Origin of the sequence: Bradyrhizobium sp., assembly GCF_052389815.1 — a bacterium.
Taxonomy (GTDB): Bacteria; Pseudomonadota; Alphaproteobacteria; order Rhizobiales; family Xanthobacteraceae; genus Bradyrhizobium.
In genome coordinates, this window is the sequence record NZ_JBQTHN010000172.1 from 1 (window position 1) to 19,577 (window position 19,577).

General features: G+C 64.9%; 19 protein-coding genes, 1 tRNA gene and 2 pseudogenes. 11 read left to right on the top strand and 11 right to left on the bottom strand.

What is annotated here, in order from left to right:
- Positions 1-190 precede the first annotated feature (190 nt).
- From ACT4OC_RS25340 to ACT4OC_RS25350, 3 genes are read right to left on the bottom strand one after another with little or no spacing between them, the layout of a single operon-like run.
- Complete coding sequence (locus tag ACT4OC_RS25340; RefSeq protein ID WP_444841785.1) at positions 191-1,090, bottom strand: hydroxymethylglutaryl-CoA lyase; 900 nt, start codon at positions 1,088-1,090, stop codon at positions 191-193.
- A 1-nt stretch (position 1,091) separates the two neighbouring features.
- Positions 1,092-3,089, bottom strand: a complete 1,998-nt coding sequence (locus tag ACT4OC_RS25345) for an acetyl/propionyl/methylcrotonyl-CoA carboxylase subunit alpha (RefSeq protein ID WP_444841786.1) — start codon at positions 3,087-3,089, stop codon at positions 1,092-1,094.
- 4 nt (positions 3,090-3,093) lie between these two features.
- Positions 3,094-4,698 carry a carboxyl transferase domain-containing protein gene (locus tag ACT4OC_RS25350; RefSeq protein ID WP_444841787.1) on the bottom strand — a complete coding sequence of 535 codons (1,605 nt, stop codon included), beginning with the start codon at positions 4,696-4,698 and terminating at the stop codon, positions 3,094-3,096.
- A gap of 282 nt (positions 4,699-4,980) precedes the next feature.
- Here ACT4OC_RS25350 and ACT4OC_RS25355 point away from each other — a divergent pair, with 282 nt between their 5' ends.
- Entirely contained in the window at positions 4,981-5,625 is a 645-nt protein-coding gene (locus ACT4OC_RS25355; protein ID WP_444841788.1) for a TetR/AcrR family transcriptional regulator, read from the top strand.
- A 16-nt stretch (positions 5,626-5,641) separates the two neighbouring features.
- On the top strand, positions 5,642-6,136 hold the full coding sequence (locus ACT4OC_RS25360; RefSeq protein ID WP_444841789.1) for an Lrp/AsnC family transcriptional regulator: 495 nt from the start codon (positions 5,642-5,644) through the stop codon (positions 6,134-6,136).
- Positions 6,137-6,203: 67 nt separating this feature from the next.
- Here the strand turns inward: ACT4OC_RS25360 and ACT4OC_RS25365 are convergent, their stop codons facing one another.
- Entirely contained in the window at positions 6,204-6,509 is a 306-nt protein-coding gene (locus ACT4OC_RS25365) for an ETC complex I subunit (RefSeq protein ID WP_444841790.1), read from the bottom strand.
- A gap of 222 nt (positions 6,510-6,731) precedes the next feature.
- On the opposite strand from ACT4OC_RS25365, the gene ACT4OC_RS25370 reads away from it, so the two are divergent.
- Entirely contained in the window at positions 6,732-7,895 is a 1,164-nt protein-coding gene (locus tag ACT4OC_RS25370) for an OpgC domain-containing protein (protein ID WP_444841791.1), read from the top strand.
- Positions 7,896-7,985: 90 nt separating this feature from the next.
- Here ACT4OC_RS25370 and ACT4OC_RS25375 read toward each other — a convergent pair whose 3' ends face one another.
- On the bottom strand, positions 7,986-9,797 hold the full coding sequence (locus ACT4OC_RS25375; protein ID WP_444841792.1) for a carbamoyltransferase family protein: 1,812 nt from the start codon (positions 9,795-9,797) through the stop codon (positions 7,986-7,988).
- 320 nt (positions 9,798-10,117) lie between these two features.
- On the opposite strand from ACT4OC_RS25375, the gene ACT4OC_RS25380 reads away from it, so the two are divergent.
- From ACT4OC_RS25380 to ACT4OC_RS25400, 5 genes and pseudogenes are all read left to right on the top strand, one after another.
- Positions 10,118-10,408, top strand: a complete 291-nt coding sequence (locus ACT4OC_RS25380) for a hypothetical protein (RefSeq protein ID WP_444841793.1) — start codon at positions 10,118-10,120, stop codon at positions 10,406-10,408.
- Positions 10,409-10,568: 160 nt separating this feature from the next.
- Positions 10,569-10,625: pseudogene (locus ACT4OC_RS25385) on the top strand (hypothetical protein); the annotation flags it as partial.
- Positions 10,626-10,780: 155 nt separating this feature from the next.
- Positions 10,781-11,059 carry a hypothetical protein gene (locus ACT4OC_RS25390; protein WP_444841794.1) on the top strand — a complete coding sequence of 93 codons (279 nt, stop codon included), beginning with the start codon at positions 10,781-10,783 and terminating at the stop codon, positions 11,057-11,059.
- Between the two features lie 262 nt (positions 11,060-11,321).
- The gene (locus tag ACT4OC_RS25395; protein ID WP_444841795.1) at positions 11,322-11,615 is read left to right on the top strand and encodes an antibiotic biosynthesis monooxygenase; all 294 of its coding nucleotides are present in this window, start codon (positions 11,322-11,324) and stop codon (positions 11,613-11,615) included.
- A gap of 26 nt (positions 11,616-11,641) precedes the next feature.
- Positions 11,642-12,736, top strand: coding sequence for an NAD(P)/FAD-dependent oxidoreductase (locus ACT4OC_RS25400; RefSeq protein WP_444841796.1), 1,095 nt, complete (start codon positions 11,642-11,644; stop codon positions 12,734-12,736).
- A 1-nt stretch (position 12,737) separates the two neighbouring features.
- On the opposite strand, the gene ACT4OC_RS25405 is transcribed toward ACT4OC_RS25400, so the two are convergent.
- A complete protein-coding gene (locus ACT4OC_RS25405) occupies positions 12,738-13,691 on the bottom strand; it encodes a helix-turn-helix domain-containing protein (protein ID WP_444841797.1) in 954 nt (317 codons plus the stop codon).
- Positions 13,692-13,922: 231 nt separating this feature from the next.
- Here ACT4OC_RS25405 and ACT4OC_RS25410 point away from each other — a divergent pair, with 231 nt between their 5' ends.
- The 3 genes from ACT4OC_RS25410 to ACT4OC_RS25420 all read left to right on the top strand — a co-directional run bounded on the left by ACT4OC_RS25410 (position 13,923) and on the right by ACT4OC_RS25420 (position 16,674).
- Entirely contained in the window at positions 13,923-14,963 is a 1,041-nt protein-coding gene (locus ACT4OC_RS25410) for a carbon-nitrogen hydrolase family protein (RefSeq protein ID WP_444841798.1), read from the top strand.
- Positions 14,964-15,217: 254 nt separating this feature from the next.
- Positions 15,218-16,258, top strand: coding sequence for a phenylacetaldoxime dehydratase family protein (locus ACT4OC_RS25415; protein WP_444841799.1), 1,041 nt, complete (start codon positions 15,218-15,220; stop codon positions 16,256-16,258).
- Positions 16,259-16,434: 176 nt separating this feature from the next.
- Entirely contained in the window at positions 16,435-16,674 is a 240-nt protein-coding gene (locus tag ACT4OC_RS25420) for a DUF3551 domain-containing protein (RefSeq protein ID WP_444841800.1), read from the top strand.
- A gap of 101 nt (positions 16,675-16,775) precedes the next feature.
- On the opposite strand, the gene ACT4OC_RS25425 is transcribed toward ACT4OC_RS25420, so the two are convergent.
- The 5 genes and pseudogenes from ACT4OC_RS25425 to ACT4OC_RS25445 form a co-directional block, all read right to left on the bottom strand.
- Positions 16,776-16,852, bottom strand: a tRNA-Pro gene (locus tag ACT4OC_RS25425).
- A gap of 54 nt (positions 16,853-16,906) precedes the next feature.
- Positions 16,907-17,392, bottom strand: a complete 486-nt coding sequence (locus tag ACT4OC_RS25430) for a DUF192 domain-containing protein (RefSeq protein ID WP_444841801.1) — start codon at positions 17,390-17,392, stop codon at positions 16,907-16,909.
- A gap of 119 nt (positions 17,393-17,511) precedes the next feature.
- Complete coding sequence (locus ACT4OC_RS25435) at positions 17,512-18,174, bottom strand: cold-shock protein (protein WP_444841834.1); 663 nt, start codon at positions 18,172-18,174, stop codon at positions 17,512-17,514.
- A 197-nt stretch (positions 18,175-18,371) separates the two neighbouring features.
- Positions 18,372-19,123: pseudogene (locus ACT4OC_RS25440) on the bottom strand (SIR2 family NAD-dependent protein deacylase).
- Positions 19,124-19,243: 120 nt separating this feature from the next.
- Positions 19,244-19,504: a hypothetical protein gene (locus tag ACT4OC_RS25445; RefSeq protein ID WP_444841802.1), complete on the bottom strand. Its 261-nt coding sequence runs from the start codon at positions 19,502-19,504 to the stop codon at positions 19,244-19,246.
- Between the last annotated feature and the right edge of the window lie 73 nt (positions 19,505-19,577).

Sequence of the window (19,577 nt, forward strand, 5' to 3'; positions counted from 1 at the left end):
GCTGAGCGAAACCAGGGCAGCGGAAACGCCGAGCGCAATGCGGGAGCGGGTATTCATGGGAGGGTCGTCCTTGTTTGAGACAGTTGGTTGAAGCGACGTTTGCCGCTGTCCTCCCGACGCAACTCCCGGGTCCCTTGTTACCCGCGATCCGCTTGATTTTCCGGCTTGTAACGAACTCTTGAAGGCGTGTTTACAGGCGCCTTGCGTTCAGCGCCGCCGCGACACGACTGACCGGCGGCCGGCCGATCAGCTTGCTGATGGAATTGGTCGCCGCGACCAGCTTTGACATGTCGACACCAGTCCTGATCCCCATGCCCTCGAGCAGATAGACGACGTCCTCGGTCGCGACGTTGCCGGTGGCGCCTGGCGCGTAAGGACAGCCGCCGAGGCCGCCCGCCGCGGAATCGATGACACGGCAGCCCTCTTCCATGCCGGCATAGAGATTGGCTAGCGCCTGGCCGTAGGTGTCGTGGAAATGCATCGCGAGCTTCGGCATGGGCACTTCGCCTGCAACGGCGCGAAGCAGCTGCCGCGCCTTGGCCGCGGTGCCGACGCCGATGGTGTCGCCGAGCGAGATCTCGTAGCAGCCGAGGTCGAACAGCGTTTTCGCGACATCGACCACCGCCTGCGGCCTGACCTCGCCGTCATAGGGGCAGCCAAGCACGCAGGAGATATAGCCGCGTACCCTGATACGATCGGCCTTCGCGCGCGCCAGCACCGGCTTGAAGCGCTCGATCGATTCCGCGACGGTGCAGTTGATGTTGGCGCGCGAGAAGCCCTCCGACGCCGACGCGAACACCGCGATGACCTTCGCGCCAGCGGCCTGCGAGGCCTCGTAGCCCTTTTCGTTCGGCACCAGCACGTGGAATTCGGTATTGGAGTGGCGGCTGACGCCGCGCAGCACCTCGGCCGAGCCCACCATCTGCGGGATCGCCTTGGGCGAGACGAAGGCGCCGACCTCGATCGGGTTGAGTCCCGCATCGACCAGCGCCTCGATGAAGGCAATGCGGTCGGCGACGCCGACCGGCGTCTTCTCGTTCTGCAGCCCGTCGCGCGGGCCGACCTCGACGATGCGGACGGTGTCGCCCATGTCAGGCGCCCGGCTCGACTTCGGCGAGCTCGACGCCCTCGCCGACGATGTCGCCAACCTTGCATTTCAGCTTCTTCAGCACGCCGGCGAACGGCGCACGCAGGGTCTGCTCCATCTTCATCACTTCAAGGGTCAGGATCGCCGCGCCCTTCTCCAGCCGGGTGCCCTCCTCCGCCAATAGCGCGACCACCGTGCCGGGAAGCGGCGCCACGATCTTGTCTTCCCCGACCTGCTCCTCGGTCTCGCCGCCGAACGGATCGACCCAATGCAGGTCGAAGCGGCCGTTGCGGGTGCGCAAGTAAAGTTCGTGACCTTCGACGACCGAAGCGACGCGCGACTTCACGCCATCGAGGGTCATGTCGAATCCGCCATCGACCGGCGAGATCGCCAGCGCGATCTCATGCTTGCCGACCGATAATGTCGGGACGCCGCCGCCATAGTGCAGCGCCACCTTGTGCTCGGCGCCCTGCCCCTGGCGGAACGAGAACACCCGTTGCCGGCGGCCGACCGGCTGCCAGCCCGACGTCTGCCACGGACTGTGCGCCTGCGCGCGCGCCGCCTTCTCCTCATCGGCCAGAATGGCCGCCACCGCTGCGCAGAGCTCGAGATCGCCCGCCGGCGGCGTAGTCTCGGTGAGGCTGTTCAACTCGCGCTCGATGAAGCCGGTGTCGATGTGGTTCGACCGCACCTTTGGATGCGTCACCAGCGCCGAGAGAAAGGGAATGTTGGTGACGATACCGCGGACGTCGGTTTCCTCGAGGCCGCGGTTGAGCTTGTCGATGGCGACATCGCGCGTCGGCGCCCAGGCGATCACCTTCGCCAGCATGGCGTCGTAGTAGGGCGAGACCGCATCGCCGCCGCGATAGCCGGCGTCGATCCGCAGGCCGTCGCCATCCGCGGGCGTGCGCCAGGTCTTGATGCGGCCGACCGAGGGCATGAAATTCTTCTGCGGGTTTTCGGCGTAGACCCGCGCCTCGATGGCATGGCCGTTCAGCCTGATCTGGTCCTGCGTCAGCGGCAGCTTCTCGCCGAAGGCGACGCGCAGCTGCCATTCGACGAGATCGACGTCCGTGATCAGCTCGGTCACGGGATGCTCGACCTGCAGGCGGGTGTTCATCTCGATGAAGAACACGTCCTTGCCGTCGGAGACGAATTCAATCGTTCCCGCGCCGACATAGTTCACGGCTCCGGCCGCCTTGCGCGCGGCCTCGCAAACTGCTTCGCGTTGCCTGGCGTTGAGCGTCGGCGACGGCGCTTCCTCAATCACCTTCTGGTGCCTGCGCTGCAGCGTGCATTCGCGCTCGAACAGCGACAGCAGATTGCCGTGGCTGTCGCCGACGATCTGCACCTCGATATGTCTGGGATTGTCGACATACTTCTCGATCAGCATGCGGTCGTCGCCGAAGGCAGCCTTGGCCTCGCGCTTGGCGCTGACGATGGCGGGCGCCAGCTCTTCCTTCGCGCGCACCACGCGCATGCCGCGGCCGCCGCCGCCGGCGGAAGCCTTGACCAGCACGGGGAAGCCGACCTTCTCGACCGCCTTCAGAAGCGTCGCTTCGTCCTGTTCGTCGCCGTGATAGCCGGGCACCAGCGGCACGCCGGCCTTCTCCATCAGCGCTTTCGAGCCGGATTTCGAGCCCATCGCCGTCATCATCGCAGCAGTCGGGCCGACGAAGACGATGCCGGCCCTGGCGCAGGCTTCCGCGAACTCGGCGTTCTCCGACAGAAAGCCATAGCCGGGGTGAATTGCCTCGGCGCCGGTCTTCTTCGCGGCATCGAGGACCGCCTCGATATTGAGATAGGAGTCGCGCGCCCGCGCCGGCCCGAGCAGCACGGCGCTATCGGCCATCGCGACATGCATGGCGCCGGCGTCGGCCTCTGAATAGACTGCGACCGTGCGCAGGCCCATGGCACGCGCGGTGCGTATGACGCGGCAGGCGATCTCGCCGCGATTGGCGATCAGGAGCGTGCGAAAGCGGCGGTACATCTTGCTCTTCATCGCATCACATCCTGAACAGGCCGAACTTCGTGGGTTCGACCGGCGCATTGGCCGCAGCCGATAGCCCAAGCCCAAGCACGAGCCGGGTGTCGACGGGATCGATCACGCCGTCGTCCCACAGCCGCGCCGTGGCGTAATAGGGATTGCCCTGCTTCTCATACTGCGCACGGATCGGCTTGCGGAACTCCTCTTCCTCCTCCGCCGACCAGGTCTCGCCCTTGGCCTCGATGCCGTCGCGCCGCACCTGGCTCAGCACCATGGACGCCTGCTCGCCGCCCATCACGGAGATGCGTGCGTTCGGCCACAGCCAGAGGAAGCGCGGGCTGTAGGAGCGCCCGCACATGCCGTAATTGCCGGCGCCATAGGAGCCGCCGATCACGACGGTGAATTTCGGCACGCCGGCGGTCGCCACCGCCGTCACCAGCTTGGCGCCGTCGCGTGCAATGCCGCCGGCCTCGTATTTCTTGCCGACCATGAAGCCGGTGATGTTCTGCAGGAACACCAGGGGAATGCCGCGCTGGCAGCACAACTCGATGAAATGCGCGCCCTTCAGCGAGCTTTCGCTGAACAGGATGCCGTTATTGGCGATGATGCCGACCGGATAGCCCCAGATATGGGCGAAGCCGCAGATCAGCGTGGTGCCATAGAGCTTCTTGAACTCGTCGAACTCGGAAGCATCGACGATGCGCGCGATGATGTCATGCACGTCGAACGGCTTGCGGCCGTCGGCGGACACCACGCCGTAAATCTCCTCGGGGGGAAACAGCGGCTCGCGCGGCTCGCGCATGTTGAGCACGGCCGGCGCGGGCTTCCTTAGGGTCGCGACGATGCGCCGGGCGATGCCGATCGCGTGCGCGTCGTTCTGGGCATAATGGTCGGTGACGCCGGAATGGCGGGAATGCACGTCGGCGCCGCCGAGCTCTTCGGCGGTGACGACCTCGCCGGTCGCAGCCTTCACCAGCGGCGGGCCGCCGAGGAAGATCGTGCCCTGGTTGCGCACGATGATGCTCTCGTCCGACATCGCCGGCACGTAGGCTCCACCAGCGGTGCAGGAGCCCATCACGATCGCGATCTGGGGAATGCCGGCTGCGGACATCTGGGCCTGATTATAGAAGATGCGACCGAAATGCCGCTCGTCCGGGAAGATCTCGTCCTGCAGCGGCAGGAAGGCGCCGCCGGAATCCACCATGTACACGCAGGGCAGATTGTTCTGCCGCGCAATGTCCTGCGCGCGCAGATGCTTCTTCACCGTCATCGGATAATAGGTGCCGCCCTTGATGGTGGCGTCATTGGCGACGATGACGCATTCGCGGCCGGAAATCCGCCCGACGCCGGTGATGACGCTCGCCGAATGCACGTCCCCGCCATAGAGGCCGTTGGCGGCGAGCGGCGACAGTTCCAGAAAGGCCGTGCCGGGATCGACCAGGAGGTCGACGCGCTCGCGCGCCAGCATCTTGCCGCGCGCCGTGTGCCGCTTGCGGGAAACCTCGCCGCCACCACCGGAGACCTCCTTCAGCTTGTCGCGCAGTTCCGCAACGAGCCCGCGCATCACCTCGGCATTGCCTGCGAAGTCGGACGATGACGGATCGATGGTCGAATGAAGCGGCATGGTCGGCGCTCTTCTTTAGGGTGCTGTGGAGGCCCTGGCTGGACGGCGGACGCGAAACGTCTCGCCCGGCCGCGCGACTGGCTGTATCATCTTTGCCGCGCGCCGTCCCCGAGGCCATCGCCTCCTCCTCGAATTAAACGATCATACGTTTTTTTAACGTAAGCTCAAGAGCGTCGTTCGAGACGGTAACATCTTGGCCCATGGCGTTGAAATTTCTATGATTTCATGCCATAAACATACGGACGTTCGCTTTTTTAGCGGTCTTTCGCCAGGAGCCACCCAATGGCACGCACGATCGGTTCCTACGGCCCCAAGACCATGGAGGCGATCCGCAAGGCCGGGCTGCGCCTGATCTTCGAGCAGGGCTATGAGGCGATGAGCCTGCGCCAGCTCGCCGCCGAAGTCGGTATCCAGGCCGGCTCGCTCTACAACCACATCTCCACCAAGCAGGAACTGCTGTTCGGCCTGATCCAGGATCACATCAACGAGTTGCTCCGCCAGCTCGATCGAGCGCTCGCCGGCAAGGAGGAGCCGGTCGAGAAGCTCCGCGCCTTCGTCGCCTTTCACGTCACCTATCATATGACGCGGAAGCGCGAGGTCTTCATCGCCAATTCCGAGCTGCGCAGCCTCGAGCCGAGGAATTACGAGGCGATCGTTGCGCTGCGCGGCGCCTATGAGCAGCGGCTCGCGGGCATTCTCGCCGAGGGCGCTGCGAAGGGCGTTTTCCAGGTGGCCGACGTCCAGGTCGCGACCTTCGCGATCATCGCCCTCCTCACCGGCCTCTGCACCTGGTATCGGCCGGGCGGCCGCCTGACCCGGGAAGCGATCGTGGACGCGCATGAGAAGCTCGTGCTTTCGGGCGTGATGCCGACGCCGCCGGTCCGCAGCAAGCGCAAGGCACTGCGCGCCGTGGCCGCCGGCGCCTGAGGGCCGATCGATGCCAATGACCGACGATGAGCCGCTCGACCAGATCGACCTGAAGATATTGGCCGAGCTTCAGAAGGACGGGCGGATCCGCAACAACGAGCTGGCCGAGCGGGTCGGCCTTTCGCAGCCGCCGTGCCTGCGCCGGATGAAATCCCTGCGCCGCCGCGGCTATATCCGGGCGATCCGGGCGTCGCTCGACGAAAGGCGCCTCGGCTTCGAGGTGACGTCCTTCGTGCTGATCCAGCTGAAGAGCCAGGCACGAGCAGCCGTGCAGGCGTTTGAGGCGAAGGTTGCGGCGCTGCCGCATGTCCAGCAGTGCTCGCAGATTTCGGGGGACGCCGATTTCATGCTCAAGTGCCTGGCGACGAATGTCGAGGCCATGCATCGGCAATTGCTTCAGTTTGCAGCCATCCCCGAAGTTCAGACCATCCGCACCTATCCGGTGCTCGGGCTCTCAAAGGACGCGCCGCTGCCGCTGCCCGACGCGCCCTACCCTCGCCAGGTCGATTAGACACCGTCGCCAGCCGGCCGGAAATCAATGCGGCCGGATCAGCGCGGCCGGATCAATGCGTCCAAAATCAGTGCGTCCACGGCTCGCCGCGACGGAAGGCGAAATTGTCGGCATAGGCGGCCTGGCGCCGCGCCGGCTCCTTCGGCTCGATCACCTGGTAGGGAATGCCCTTGCGCTCGCAATAGGCGACCGCGTCTTCGCAGGTGTCGAAACGGATGTTGAGCTGCTGCTTCATGTCGCCCGAGGAGGTCCAGCCCATCAGCGGCTCGACCGCCCGCGGCTGTTCCGGCTCATAGTCGAGCTGCCATGCCTTGCCATTGGCCTTGCCGGATTGCATCACGTTCTTGGCAGGCTTGGAGATACGTGCGGTCATGGATGGTCGGGCCTCGTGAAGATCGGCAGGTTGCAGTCGTTTGGCGAAAGCCGCCGGGATAGTATAGAGACACCTTTCAGGGATTTGATCGGTGATTCCCACCCCGACGCCATCGCTTTTCGGGAACGGTATAGTCATTATGCGGCGCTGTGACAATCTGCCATCCGGGTTGAAGCAGCGGCACTGCTACCTTCCCGAAGGCATCAGTTCGAAGCGGCACCCATGAAGATCAACGCCATCCTGCCCGACAAGGGACGTGACCTCCGGCTCGACCTCTTCCGCGGGGTCGCGAACTGGGCGATCTATCTCGACCACATCCCGGACAATGTCGTGAACTGGGTCACGACGCGGAATTACGGCTTCTCCGACGCCGCCGACCTCTTCGTCTTCATCTCCGGCTACACCGCCTCCTTCGTCTACGCGCGCATGATGCTCGACCGCGGCTTCATCGTCGGCGCCACGCGCCTGACCAAGCGCGTCTGGCAGCTCTATGTCGCCCACATCATCCTGTTCGTGATCTACATCGCCGCGATCACCTATCTCGCGCTGCGCTTCGGCGACTCCGAGATGATCAACGAGTTCAACGTCGCCGGCCTCGTCGACAATGCCACCGAGACGCTGCGGCAGGGACTCATGCTGAAGTTCAAGCCCGTCAATCTCGACGTGCTGCCGCTCTACATCGTGCTGATGGGTCTGTTCCCGCCGGTGCTCTGGTTCATGCTGCGCCAGCCCGACCTCACCATGGTGATCTCGATCGTGCTGTGGCTGGTCTCGCGCCAGATGGGCTGGAACTTCACCGCCTATCCCGCCGGCACCTGGTATTTCAACCCGCTCGCCTGGCAGGTGCTGTTCGTGTTCGGCGCCTGGTGTGCAATGGGCGGCGCGCGCAAGTCGGGCGCGATCATCAATTCCAAGTACACGCTGTGGTTCTGCATCGCCTACATGATCCTGGCGCTGGCCATGACCTTCGCCGGCCGGTTCCCGGATTTCGGCGCGCTGTTCCCGCAGTGGCTGTATTCGACCTTCAATCCGAACGACAAGACGTTCCTGGCGCCCTACCGCTTCATCCACTTCGTGGTGATCGTGATCCTGGTGGTGCGCTTCGTCCCGAAGGAGTGGCCGGGACTGGAATGGAAGGTGTTCGATCCGCTGGTGGTCTGCGGCCAGCAATCGCTCGCGGTGTTCTGCGTCGGCGTGTTCCTGTCCTTCGTGGCGCACTTCCTGCTCTCGCTGAGCTCGGGCTCGCTGCTGGTGCAGGTCCTCGTCAGCGTCGCCGGTATCGCGACCATGACGCTGGTGGCCTATTACATCTCGTGGTCGAAGCGGCAGGACAAGCCGACGCCGAAAGCGCCCTCCGCTCCGAAGCCCGCGGCAAGCGCGGCTTGATCGGGGCGACGATATAGCGGAATCGTAGGGTGGGCAAAGGCGCGCTTGCGCCGTGCCCACCTTCACATGCACCGACGCAGATCGGTGACGCTACGGCGCCGCCTGCGTACTCTGCGCCACCACGGCGCCGACGTCGGTGAAGACCTTCACGATCGGCGCCACGATGCGGTGCATCGGCCCCTTCGATACCAGCGTGTCGTGCAGCACCAGGTGGTCGATGCCGGTGGTGAGGAAGCAGATCATCGCATCCTGCGGCGTCTCCACGATCGGCTCGCCCTTGACGTTGAACGACGTGTTGATCAGTACGGGCACGCCGGTGAGCCGGTCGAACTCCTTCAACACGCGATAGAGCTTCGGATTGGTCGCCTCGCGCACGGTCTGCACCCGCGCCGTGCCGTCGACATGCACGATGCCCGGAATCTTGTCGCGCCATTCGGGGCGCACGGGCTTTGCGATCAGCATGAAGGGCGAGTCCTCCTCGCCCTCGAAGATCTCCTTCATGCGCTCCGCCAACACGATCGGCGCAAACGGGCGGAAGGCCTGGCGATGCTTGACCCGGCTGTTGAGGATGTCCTTCATCTCGGCTCTTCGTGGATCGGCGAGCAGGCTGCGGTTGCCGAGCGCGCGCGGCCCGAATTCGGACGGCCCCTGAAACCAGCCGATCACCTTCTGGTCGGCCAGCAGCTTTGCGGTGTCGCCGCAGATATCGTCGCTGCGCACCGTATTGATCTGGATGCGGACCAGCGGCTTCTGCAGCGCGTTGACGATCTCGTGCTCGCCATAGATCCGGCCGGTATAGGCGTGCTCCATCACATAGGTGCGCCGCTGCTTGAGGATCTCGAGCCAGCCGTAATAGGCGCAACCGATCGCAATGCCGTCGTCGCCGGCCGCAGGCTGGATCCATACGTTCTCGAAACCGCCCTCGCGCGCGATCCGGCCATTGGCGACGCAGTTGAGCGCGACGCCGCCGGCAATGCAGAGGTTCTTCGCTCCCGTCGTCTCGCGCAGCCAGCGCGTACGCGCCAGCAGCACTTTTTCCGTGTCGTCCTGCACCCGCCAGGCCAGATCCTCCCAATGCCGCATCGCCGAGTGCTTTTCCCAATCGCCGAAGCCGATCAGGTAGGGCTGCTTGAAGCTGGCGTCCCAGCCCGGCACGCGCAGCTCGCCGCCCTCGAATTCGAGCAGCGGCCTGAACTGCTCGCGGCGCCCATAGGGCGCAAGCCCCATCAGCTCGCCGCACTTGTTCCAGTCGCCGAACACGTAGGTCGAGGCGCGGCTGTACAGCGCGCCGAGGCCTCGCATGCCGTAGAATTCCTCGTTGAGCATGCCGCGCGACGGCTCGAGCCATACCTTCTTGAGGCATTGCAGCTCAGTGCCGGAGAAGCGGTAATAGCTCTCGGATTCGCGGGCGAGCGGGCTTCCGGCATCGTCCTCCGGAAGCTTTTCCATCGCATCGGCGCGGTAGCTGCCGACGCCGTCGACGATCATCACCGCGCCCTCCTCGAACGGCGAGGCGGCAAACGCGCTGTAGGCGTGCGCCAGGTGGTGCGAGATCGACACGACCTTGTCGGAGACACTGCGAAAGTACGGATGCTGCTCGGCTTGCTCGCGCTCGGGCGGCGGCAGGAAGCCCGGCATGTCCTGATAGGTCAGCCGCTCCTCCATGTCGGGCACCGGCATGATGTAGCAATTGCGCACGACCAGATCGACGTCGGCGAGCGTGATGCCCTCGGCATCGAGGCAGTAGTCGATGACCTCCTTGTAGAAGCCGGTGGCATGCTTCTCGCGCGTCAGCCGCTCCTTGCCGATCGCAAAAGCGATGGCACCGTCACGAAGCAGGCACGCACTGACGTCATGGTCATAGGTGTTGAGACCAAGGACATAGGTATGTTTTTTCGGCATTGGCATTTTCTGGAAGGGAACACGTTCGGGCTGAAGCTTACGATGATGTCGAGACTAGGGTTGCACGATGGCATTCTCCCGCTTGGTGCTGCAGCAACACACGACCGTTCATCTGCCGTTCATCGTCGAAGCGAATTTTGCAATGTAGATGAACGGGTTGCGAGATTGACCATACTCTGCCCGCTCAATAGAGTCTCACGCGACTCCAAGAACCTTGGTCAAAATAATCGTCTTGGTGCTTCGAACCGAGTCCCGATCCCGCGCGTATTTGTGGGATCGCATCATGCGGTTTGATGCGCTGGAAATACCGGGAGATCTCGATGGCTAAACGCTACAATTTCCTGACGCGGTGTCTGGCGGCGGTGGCTCTGCTCTTCATCTATGCCGTCAGCACGTCCGCCATTCTGGTCGGCGCGACCACGACGGCAGCGCAGGCCCATTGGCGCGGACGCGGCGGCTGGGGCTATCGCGGCGGATGGGGACGCGGTTGGGGCTATCGCGGCTACTACGCGCCGCGCGCTTACTATGCGCCGCGCGCCTACTATGGCTACGGCTACGGCCCGCGTTGCTACTGGAGCTATCGCTGGGGCCGCACCGTCTGCCGCTGGTGATCGGCAGGCACATCTTTGATTGGTCGAAATCAGGCGCGTCGGACCTCCGGCGCGCCTGATTTGTTTTGGCGGCGCAGCGTCAGACCGGCTTCTCCTCGTCCGTCACCGGCGAGGTGATCACCAGAAACACGAGATCGACCAGACCGGAATTGGAGATCGCGTGCTCCACGCCCGGTCCGGCGAAATCCGCGCGCTGATCGGCCCGAACGGCGCCGGCAAGACCACGCCGCTGAAGACGCTGGCGGGCCTGGTGCCTCGGGCGAGATCGCGTTCGCAGGCAAGGACATCACGCAGCTTCCCGCGCCCGACACCGCCCGGCTCGGCATCGGCTAGTCCCCCAGGGTCGCGGCCCTCTCCGGAGGCGAGCAGCAGATGGTGGCGGTGGCGCGCGCGATGTCGGGCAATGTCAAACTATTGCTGCTCGACGAGCCGTTCGAGGGCCTTGCGCCTGCCGTCATCCTCGAGCTGTTCCGTGTGTTCGACCGCCTGCGGCAACATATTTCCATCGTCATCGTCGAGCATAATCTCGACCTTGTGCTGGCGCTGGCCGACCGCGTCTTCGCGCTGGAGCGCGGCGCGGTGTTCCATGAGGGGCCGGCGGCGCCGCTGCTCACCGATCTCGCCTACCGCAAGAAGATCCTCTGGCTGTAGCCAGAGCTGCCGGTTTGGCGCCGGCGGCGGAGCGCGAAAAAATGCCGGCCGTTTTGAGGCGGCCGGCAGTCATGCTCTAGGGGTAGGAAAGACCGCAGCATGATGGCGAATCGGCAATTCCGCTTTGCGCCAGATCAAATTGGAGCGAGATTTCGCGCTTTCCCGCCGCGCCGATGGTGCGCCGGGCGGCCTTGACGTAGGATTTGCCGACAGCAGCGGTATTGCGTTGTTGTCGCCGCAACCAAGCCGGAAGGAGGACCGAATGTACGCCGCCATCCGCCAGGGCAAAGCCAAGACCGGCATGGCCGAGGAGCTGACGCGCCGGATCAAGGAAGGCGCCATCCCCATCATCAGCGACGTCGAGGGCTTCATGGGCTACTACGTCGTCTACGCCCCCGACGACACCGTCACCGCCATCAGCCTGTTCAACAATTTCGCCAGCGCCGAAGAGGCCAACCGCCGGGCGCTTGCCTGGATCGAAAAGGATCTGGCCCCGCTCCTCACCGGCCCGGCGACGGCGATGGCGGGCCCGGTGATCGTGCATACGCTGGCGTGAGGCAGGGCTCGCTCTAGTATGAAGCCATGCGCGTTGTGATCTGCGGCGGCGGCGCAATCGGCGTCTGCGCGGCCTACTTCCTCGCCCGCCGCGGCGTCGACGTCGTCGTGGTCGAACGCACCGAGGTGGCCGCCGCAGCCTCCGGCAAGGCCGGCGGATTTTTGGCGCTCGACTGGTGCGCGGGAACGCCGCTCGATGCGCTGGCGCGCCGAAGCTTTCAACTGCACGCCGCCCTTCAGGGCGAGACCGGCGCCGACTGGAACTACCGCCGGATGAACGCCCATAGCGGCGTGGTCGTCGGCGAACGCTCGCCGCGCCGCCATGCGCCGTCCGAGCTAACCTGGCTCTCCGATGGAATCGTCATCACCAATCGGCTCGGCACGCCGGAGACGACAGCGATCGTGCCTCCCCGCAGTTTCACCGCGGCGATGATGAAAGCGGCGCAAGGTCTTGGCGCGGCCGTACATATCGGAGCGATCACGGGTCTTGCAGGCGACGGCGCAAGCGTGCGCAGTGTGGCGGTGGACGGCCGCATGATCGAGGCGGATGCAGTCGTGATCGCGATGGGCCCCTGGTCGGTGCTGGCGTCACGATGGCTGGCCTTGCCCGCCGTCTACGGGCTGCAAAGCCCGAGCCTCGTCTACGACACCGGCGCGGAGGTGCCGGCCGACGCCCTCTTCCTCGATTGTCATGACGACAACGTCAGCGTCGAGCTTTTCCCGCGCGGCGACGGCACCACGCACGTCACCGCCTTTACCGACCAGCCTCCGCTTCCGCTCGATCCCGCCGCGGTGATGCCCGACCCGGACGCCATCGATCGCCTGCAGGCGATCGCAGCCCGCCTGTCGCCCGCCTTCCGCCCCGAGCGGATCGTCGCCCGGCAATCCTGCTTCCGACCGGTCACGGAGGACGGCCTGCCCCTGATCGGCAAGGTGCCGGCCATCGCCGGTGCCTATGTCGCCACCGGCCACAGCGTCTGGGGCATCCTCAATGCGCCTGCCACCGGCGAGGCGCTGGCCGAGATGATCGTGGACGGCAGCCCGCGGAGCGTCGATCTCGCGCCGTTCGATCCCGCGAGGCTGCACGCACTCGATCCGGCGATGCGGCGTTCGAGTAGCTGATCTATTTCTGGAGCTTGCTGGCCCGATAATCGCGCGGCGACAGCCCGTAACGCTCGCGGAAGACGCGGCCGAAATGCGACAGGTCGTTGAAGCCCCAGGCGAAGGCGATCTCGCTGACATGCCGATGGGCCAAAACGGGCGAGGCCAGATCGCGCTGGCATTGGGCAAGCCGCTCCGTCAACACGAAGCGCTGGAAGGACGTCCCCTCTTCCGACAGCAGGGCGTTGACATAGCGCGGCGAAACGCCGAGCGCGGCGGCGGTGTCTGACAGCGAAAGGTCGGGATCGGCGAGATGCGCCCGCACATGCGCCTTCAGCCGATGCAGCAGGGCCAGCCGGCGGCTCGATGGCAGCACCTGCGAGCCGAGACGTTCGCTGAGCACCATCGCCAGAAGATCGACGGCCTGCTCGGACAGGCGAATGGCATGCGCCTGCTCGATTCCGTCGGCACTCTGGCAGAGCCGATAGATGAAATCATGGGCCAGTTTCTGCAACGGGCGATCGGAACCGAAGCAGATGGCGGTCAGCGCCTCCGTGCCGGCGACCCGGCGCTGCAACATCTCGCGCGGCACCTGCAGGATGACCTGCGTGAAATCGTCGTCGAACTGCAGTTCATACGGGCGCGTCGTATCGTAGATCGCGAACTCGCCCGGCCGAACCACCGCTTCGCGGCCGTCCTGCGCGACGCCGCCGACACCGTGCTTGCCGAGCGCGATCAGAAAAAAATCCTCGCTGGAGCGGGCGATGCGCGAGCGGGTGCGAAAGACGCGCTGCTGCTGCGATGAGACTTCCGTGCAGCTTGCCTGCCCGAGCGGCGCCCGCGTCACGCGTCCATGGAAGGCGGAGCCGAGGTCGGATTTGCAGTCGAGCTGCACGTAGACGTCGCAGACGATGTCCTGCCACAGCGCCAGTCGCCGGTAGGCCGGCACGCCGTCTGTCGCGAACTGGACCGACATGGCTCTGCTCCTCTCACGTCCCCGCCAGCGAGGCGGCAGTGAAAGATGAAATCGGCACCGGCTTCGCCGTCCCGCTCGCCCGGGCCGCATGCCGCGGCAGTCGAGTCCTGGTTCCTTGGCGGACGAGCGGAAGCACCCGGGCGTGACGTAAAAGACTGCAACGGAAACCGGTGCCGATCAACTGCAAACCTGCCTTGGCCGCGCCGGCTCGGATCGCAAGGGAGAAAGCTCATGGGTATCGAACATCCGAAATACAAGGTCGCCGTGGTGCAGGCCGCGCCGGCCTGGCTCGATCTCGACGCCTCGATCAGGAAGGCGATCGCGCTGATCGAGGAGGCCGCCGCCAAGGGCGCGAAGCTGATCGCCTTCCCCGAGACTTTCATCCCCGGCTATCCCTGGCACATCTGGCTGGATTCGCCGGCCTGGGCGATCGGCCGCGGCTTCGTGCAGCGCTACTTCGACAATTCGCTGGCCTATGACAGCCCGCAAGCCGAGAAGCTGCGCGCCGCGGTCAAGAAGGCAAAGCTCACCGCCGTGATCGGCCTGTCGGAGCGCGACGGCGGCAGCCTCTATATCGCACAATGGCTGATCGGCCCCGACGGCGAGACCATCGCCAGGCGCAGAAAGCTGCGGCCGACGCATGCCGAGCGCACCGTCTATGGCGAGGGCGACGGCAGCGACCTTGCCGTGCACGACCGGCCCGACATCGGACGGCTGGGCGCACTGTGCTGCTGGGAGCATCTGCAGCCGCTGTCGAAATACGCGATGTATGCACAGAACGAGCAGGTGCATGTTGCTTCATGGCCGAGCTTCTCGCTGTACGACCCCTTCGCACCGGCGCTCGGCGCCGAGGTCAACAATGCGGCCTCCCGGGTCTACGCGGTCGAAGGCTCCTGCTTCGTGCTGGCGCCGTGCGCCACGGTCTCGCAGGCCATGATCGACGAGCTGTGCGACCGGCCGGACAAGCATGCGCTGCTCCACGCCGGCGGCGGGCACGCCGCGATCTACGGCCCCGACGGCAGCTCGCTCGCGGAAAAACTGCCGCAGGACGCCGAGGGCCTCTTGATCGCCGAGATCGATCTCGGCGCGATCGGGGTCGCGAAGAACGCGGCCGATCCGGCGGGGCACTATTCGCGGCCCGACGTGACGCGGCTATTGCTCAACAGGAAGCGCCTGCGCAGGGTCGAGGAATTTTCGCTGCCGGTCGATACGGTCGCACTGCCCGAGGAAGAACCTGCAGCAACGCCCTCGCGGCCGAGCCAGGCGGCCTGAAGCACTATGAGGTCGGGCTGAACTGGAGCGGCATCGGAAGTTCACCTCTCCCGTTGGGAGAGGTCGGATTGCGAAGCAATCCGGGTGAGGGATTACGGTCCCTCGTTAGAGCTGAGCCCCCTCACCCGATTTGCACCGGACGATGCTGCGCATCGCCGGGAGCAAATCGACCTCTTCCCGTTGGGGAGAGGTGAAGCAAGTCTGCCGGACGACCGGTTCAATCAACACCATCATGCTCTAAAGGAGGCAGCGCCATGGAATCCGCCATTCCAAAGCATTTGCAAACCGCGCGCTCGCGGCATCGCCGGGTCGGCGACGACTACAGCCCGCCCTACCCGTCCTTTGTCGCGCGGCACAAGCCCAAGGTCGCCAATGTGGTGATGGCCTATTTCGGCCTGCAGTATCGAGGCGATCCGCCCGCCGCCGCTGGCGCGTTGCTCGCCGCCATCGCCGCGCGGCTAGCCGATGCCAACGGTCCTTCGCACTGGGATCGCGCGCACCATGTCGACCAGGCCGGCTACTCCAACGTGGTGTCGGTCGCCTATTGGGACGACGTCGCAAAATTCGATGCGTGGTTCGCGCCCGCGCGCGAGGCTTGGACCGGCCAACGCAGCGACGGCGTCGGCCGCTACATCGAAGTGTTGCGGCCGAGCGTTGCGCGCTACGAGACGCTGTTTTCTTCGCCCGACCGGGCCGAGGGCGTTGCCGTCATCGCCGACGGCATGAGCGGCGAAATTCAGGAGCACGCCTATTGGGGCGGCATGCGCGACCGCATTCCGCTGTCGCAGACCAGCGAAATGGTCGCGAGTGGAAAGCCCTCGCTGGTCCGCGAGGGGCAGCGCCTGCACGTCATCGCCCACGACAACCTCTGCCTGATCCGCTCCGGCCAGGACTGGAGCGACACCGAAGCTTCCGAACGCAGGATGTACCTGGAAGACGTCGAGCCGGTGCTGCGCGAAGGCATGGACTTTTTGCGCGACCAGGGCACCTCGATCGGCTGTTACGCCAACCGCTACATGCAGGTGCTGGGAAGCGACGGCGCGCCGATCGAGAAGTCATACGGCCAAAGCTGGTGGCACGGAATTTCCGCGCTCGAGCGTTGGGCGGAATCGCATCCGACTCATGTGCGCATCTTCGGCGCGGCGATGAAGTATCTTTCGACGCTGGGACCGGCCGCCAAGCTCCGGCTCTATCACGAGGTCACCGTCGCCGCCGCTGACGAGCAGTTCTTCGAATACGCCGACTGTCATCCGCGCACGGGAATGCTCGCGGCCGTGGAGACGGTTGCGGCTTAGCTTGCTCCGCCGGACGTCAGCGCCGGCTGCAACACCATCCGGGGTTTAGGGACCGCGTTGGCCAGAGAGTTGATTGGAGAACGCCTGACCGCAAGGCTATATTTCGCAAGGTCTTGAGTATGCCGCCTCAGTTGGCGGCTTACGCCTCACAGCGCCAATTTGGGAGGAACAGCACCATGCGAATGATCGTAGGTCTTGCAGTACTCGCCGTATCGACCGGCCTGCTCTGCTTGGAGACGGCCGACGCGGCGCCACGCGGCATTCAAGATCGATACTGCTTGCAGGGAAGGATCTGGGGTTATCCGGGCAATTGCGCGTTTTCCACCTACCAGCAGTGTATGGCATCCGCCAGCGGCACCTTCGCCTCCTGCGGTCTCAATCCGCGATATGCTTACCGGCCGGGCGCGTATAGATAATACCGCGAACTCGTGGCGACGCCAGCAAGGCTGGCGTTTGAACTTAGGCGCCACAAACGCAGCGATCGTCAGAAGCGCAATCAGTAGATGAAACGGGTAATTGGTCGGGGCAGCTGGATTCGAACCAACGACCTGCAGTACCCAAAACTGCCGCGCTACCAGGCTGCGCTATACCCCGATGGGGAGAGAGCTACACGCTTCACACCCCGCCAGCAAGGCGGAAAGACCCGCCTCAACGCTTGCCGAACAGCGGGTGGGAGACCCGGTCGCCGGGGGCGATGCCGTATTTTTGCGCGGTGCCGGCCGGCACCTCCAGGACGCCGCGGGCAAGGCCCCCGGAGGAGATGATTTTCGTCGACTCCGGCTCGGTGTTTTCGGCGATGCGCAGGATGCGGCCGTCGGCGCGGATGAAGATCATGTCGAGCGAGATGTAGGTGTTCTTCATCCACATCGAGATCTGCTGCTCCGGCGAGAAGTCGAACAGCATGCCCTTGCCGTCGGCGAGCTCGCGCCGGTACATCAGCCCCTTCGACTTCTCGTCCTCGGTCGTCGCCATCTCCACCGAGAAGATGTGCACGCCGTTCCTGGTGGCGATCTCAAGCGTGCCGAAGCTGGCCGCCCGCGCCGGCGTGCCCGCCAGCGCAGCGGACACCGCGATCAGGGCGACCGCCAGCCAAAGGCGCGCGGCGCGCCAGCCAGAATTTCGGTTTAGATTCATCGGGAAACGCTCTAACTCAGCCCACAATGGAAGGCGGCCAACCTAACCCGGCGATTGCGGCAAAGGCCAGAGGTTCCCGCGGCGCGGCTGGCCTCACATTCGCGTCAGCAATCGGGGAGTTAGTGCGAGGACAGCGCCGACGGCCCGGTCTCGGGGTGGATTTCCGCGGCCATCATGCCCTTGGAACCCGGCCCGAAGCGGACCAGCACATACTGGCCCGGGCGAAGCTCGGTCATGCCGAAGCGGCGCAGCGTTTCCATGTGCACGAAGATGTCGGGCGTGCCCTCCCCGCAGGTCAGGAAGCCGAAGCCGCGCAGCCGGTTGAACCATTTGACCTGCGCCCGCTCCAGCCCCGAGGTTGGGGTCACCGTGACGTGGGTGCGCGGCGGCAGCATCTGCGCCGGATGGATCGCGGTCGATTCGTCCATCGAGGCGATGCGGAACGCCTGGTATCCCTTGGCGCGCTGAACGCACTCAACCACCACGCGTGCGCCCTCATAGGCGGTCTGGTAGCCGTCGCGCCGCAGCACGGTCACGTGCAGCAAGACGTCCGGCCAGCCATTGTCGGGAACGATGAAGCCGTAACCCTTGGAGGCGTCGAACCATTTGATGACGCCCGAGATTTCGACGAGGTTGGCGGCGGCATCGCCGAGGCCGGACAGCGCGTCCAATGCGGGGTCGCGCGGCGCGCTGCCCTGAAATTCCGTCGGTCCAAGCCGGTTAGGCGCTGCCCCGCCTGGCGTCCCACCGAGCTTCTTGGACTCAAATCCGTCCGACCCCATGACCCCGGACCCCACACCAAAGTTGACGGTGCCGTCCGCTACGGCACCGAAACGCGCACCCATCCATGACAACTCATGACAACGCCGCGCGAATCTTCTCGAATCAAAGATAACATCTGCGCTTGCGGCGCATAGCTAAAAAACAATTTCGGGGGGAACTATGAACAGCTTGCACAGGCGCGAATCGGATTCGGCCTTTAATTTCCCACAAAGGGTCCGAGCGTCTCGCCGATGTCGTAGCGCAGCACGAGGTCGGCGATGTCGTCCTGCTCGGTCGGCTCGCGGTTGATGATGACCAACCTCGCGCCACTGCGTTTGGCCATCAGCGGAATTCCCGCCGCGGGCCACACCACCAGCGAGGAGCCGACGGCGAGGAACAGGTCGCATTCCTGCGCCAGCTACGCATCTCGTCTTCCGGCATGGCCTGGCCGAAGGAGACGGTTGCGGTTTTTACGGGCTCGTCGCAGGTCGTGCAGTCCGGCGCGCGGCCCTGTTCGTCGAAGCGCGCCCTCACCCATTGAAGATCATAGTTTTTTCCGCAGCCGATGCAGCGCGCATAGGTGGTGTTGCCGTGCAGCTCGATGACGTCGTCGGCCTTGAAGCCGGAGGCCTGGTGCAAATTGTCGATGTTCTGGGTGATGATCGCCGGCGTCTTGCCGGCCCGGTACAGCGAGGCCAGCGCGCGGTGCCCGCGGCCGGGCTTGGCGGCCGCAAAGGTCGGTTCCATGGCAAAGCGTCGCCGCCATGACTCATCGCGCGCGTCCTGGCTCGCGACGAACTCGTCGAAATTGATCGGCCTGTTCCGGGTCCATAGTCCCCCGGGCGAGCGGAAGTCGGGGATGCCGCATTCGGTCGAGATGCCGGCGCCCGTGAAGGGCACGATGACGGAGGCTTCCGCGATCATCTCGCCGAGCCGTTCGACGCCGCTGCTCAGATCCCTGGCAATCACCGCACCGATCCTTGGAAAGCAGATCCCTGGAAAGCAAAAGGGCGCGCCACTATAGCACGCCCTTGGCAGTCGTCAGTTCACCCGACGATTGGCTGCAATGCGGCCTTGCGGCCTGCAACCTCACGCCGCCTCGGCTTCCGGCGGCTGCTTCGGCGGAGACGGCTCGTCGCTCGCCTGCTGCGGCTCGTCCTTCTTCCTCGTCTTGGCCGCGGGCGCGGCCGGCGCCTTCCTGGCGGGCTTGCCGTATTGCGACAGCTTGGCCAATTCCGCCTCGAGCTCGGCCTGACGCGCCGCGACTTTCTCCGTGATCCTTTCGCCGATGCGCTCGCGCAATGCGATGAGTTCCTCAATGTTCAATGAGTCCAGATCGATCTTCGCCATGTGACGCCCTCCACTCAACTGGTGTGCTCATCGCTAACGGGAAGGTGCGCAAGCGACAACTACGACATCGTCA

Bases quoted from the DNA above. Each gene is read 5' to 3' on its own strand.
- ACT4OC_RS25410 (WP_444841798.1), top strand. From the start codon at position 13,923: ATGGGTATCGAACATCCGAAATACAAGGTCGCCGTGGTGCAGGCCGCG.
- ACT4OC_RS25380 (WP_444841793.1), top strand. From the start codon at position 10,118: ATGGCTAAACGCTACAATTTCCTGACGCGGTGTCTGGCGGCGGTGGCT.
- ACT4OC_RS25340 (WP_444841785.1), bottom strand. From the start codon at position 1,090: ATGGGCGACACCGTCCGCATCGTCGAGGTCGGCCCGCGCGACGGGCTG.
- ACT4OC_RS25405 (WP_444841797.1), bottom strand. From the start codon at position 13,691: ATGTCGGTCCAGTTCGCGACAGACGGCGTGCCGGCCTACCGGCGACTG.
- ACT4OC_RS25415 (WP_444841799.1), top strand. From the start codon at position 15,218: ATGGAATCCGCCATTCCAAAGCATTTGCAAACCGCGCGCTCGCGGCAT.
- ACT4OC_RS25435 (WP_444841834.1), bottom strand. From the start codon at position 18,174: ATGGGGTCGGACGGATTTGAGTCCAAGAAGCTCGGTGGGACGCCAGGC.
- ACT4OC_RS25375 (WP_444841792.1), bottom strand. From the start codon at position 9,797: ATGCCGAAAAAACATACCTATGTCCTTGGTCTCAACACCTATGACCAT.
- ACT4OC_RS25420 (WP_444841800.1), top strand. From the start codon at position 16,435: ATGCGAATGATCGTAGGTCTTGCAGTACTCGCCGTATCGACCGGCCTG.
- ACT4OC_RS25350 (WP_444841787.1), bottom strand. From the start codon at position 4,698: ATGCCGCTTCATTCGACCATCGATCCGTCATCGTCCGACTTCGCAGGC.
- ACT4OC_RS25370 (WP_444841791.1), top strand. From the start codon at position 6,732: ATGAAGATCAACGCCATCCTGCCCGACAAGGGACGTGACCTCCGGCTC.
- ACT4OC_RS25365 (WP_444841790.1), bottom strand. From the start codon at position 6,509: ATGACCGCACGTATCTCCAAGCCTGCCAAGAACGTGATGCAATCCGGC.
- ACT4OC_RS25355 (WP_444841788.1), top strand. From the start codon at position 4,981: ATGGCACGCACGATCGGTTCCTACGGCCCCAAGACCATGGAGGCGATC.
- ACT4OC_RS25445 (WP_444841802.1), bottom strand. From the start codon at position 19,504: ATGGCGAAGATCGATCTGGACTCATTGAACATTGAGGAACTCATCGCA.
- ACT4OC_RS25395 (WP_444841795.1), top strand. From the start codon at position 11,322: ATGTACGCCGCCATCCGCCAGGGCAAAGCCAAGACCGGCATGGCCGAG.
- ACT4OC_RS25390 (WP_444841794.1), top strand. From the start codon at position 10,781: ATGGTGGCGGTGGCGCGCGCGATGTCGGGCAATGTCAAACTATTGCTG.
- ACT4OC_RS25345 (WP_444841786.1), bottom strand. From the start codon at position 3,089: ATGAAGAGCAAGATGTACCGCCGCTTTCGCACGCTCCTGATCGCCAAT.
- ACT4OC_RS25360 (WP_444841789.1), top strand. From the start codon at position 5,642: ATGACCGACGATGAGCCGCTCGACCAGATCGACCTGAAGATATTGGCC.
- ACT4OC_RS25400 (WP_444841796.1), top strand. From the start codon at position 11,642: ATGCGCGTTGTGATCTGCGGCGGCGGCGCAATCGGCGTCTGCGCGGCC.
- ACT4OC_RS25430 (WP_444841801.1), bottom strand. From the start codon at position 17,392: ATGAATCTAAACCGAAATTCTGGCTGGCGCGCCGCGCGCCTTTGGCTG.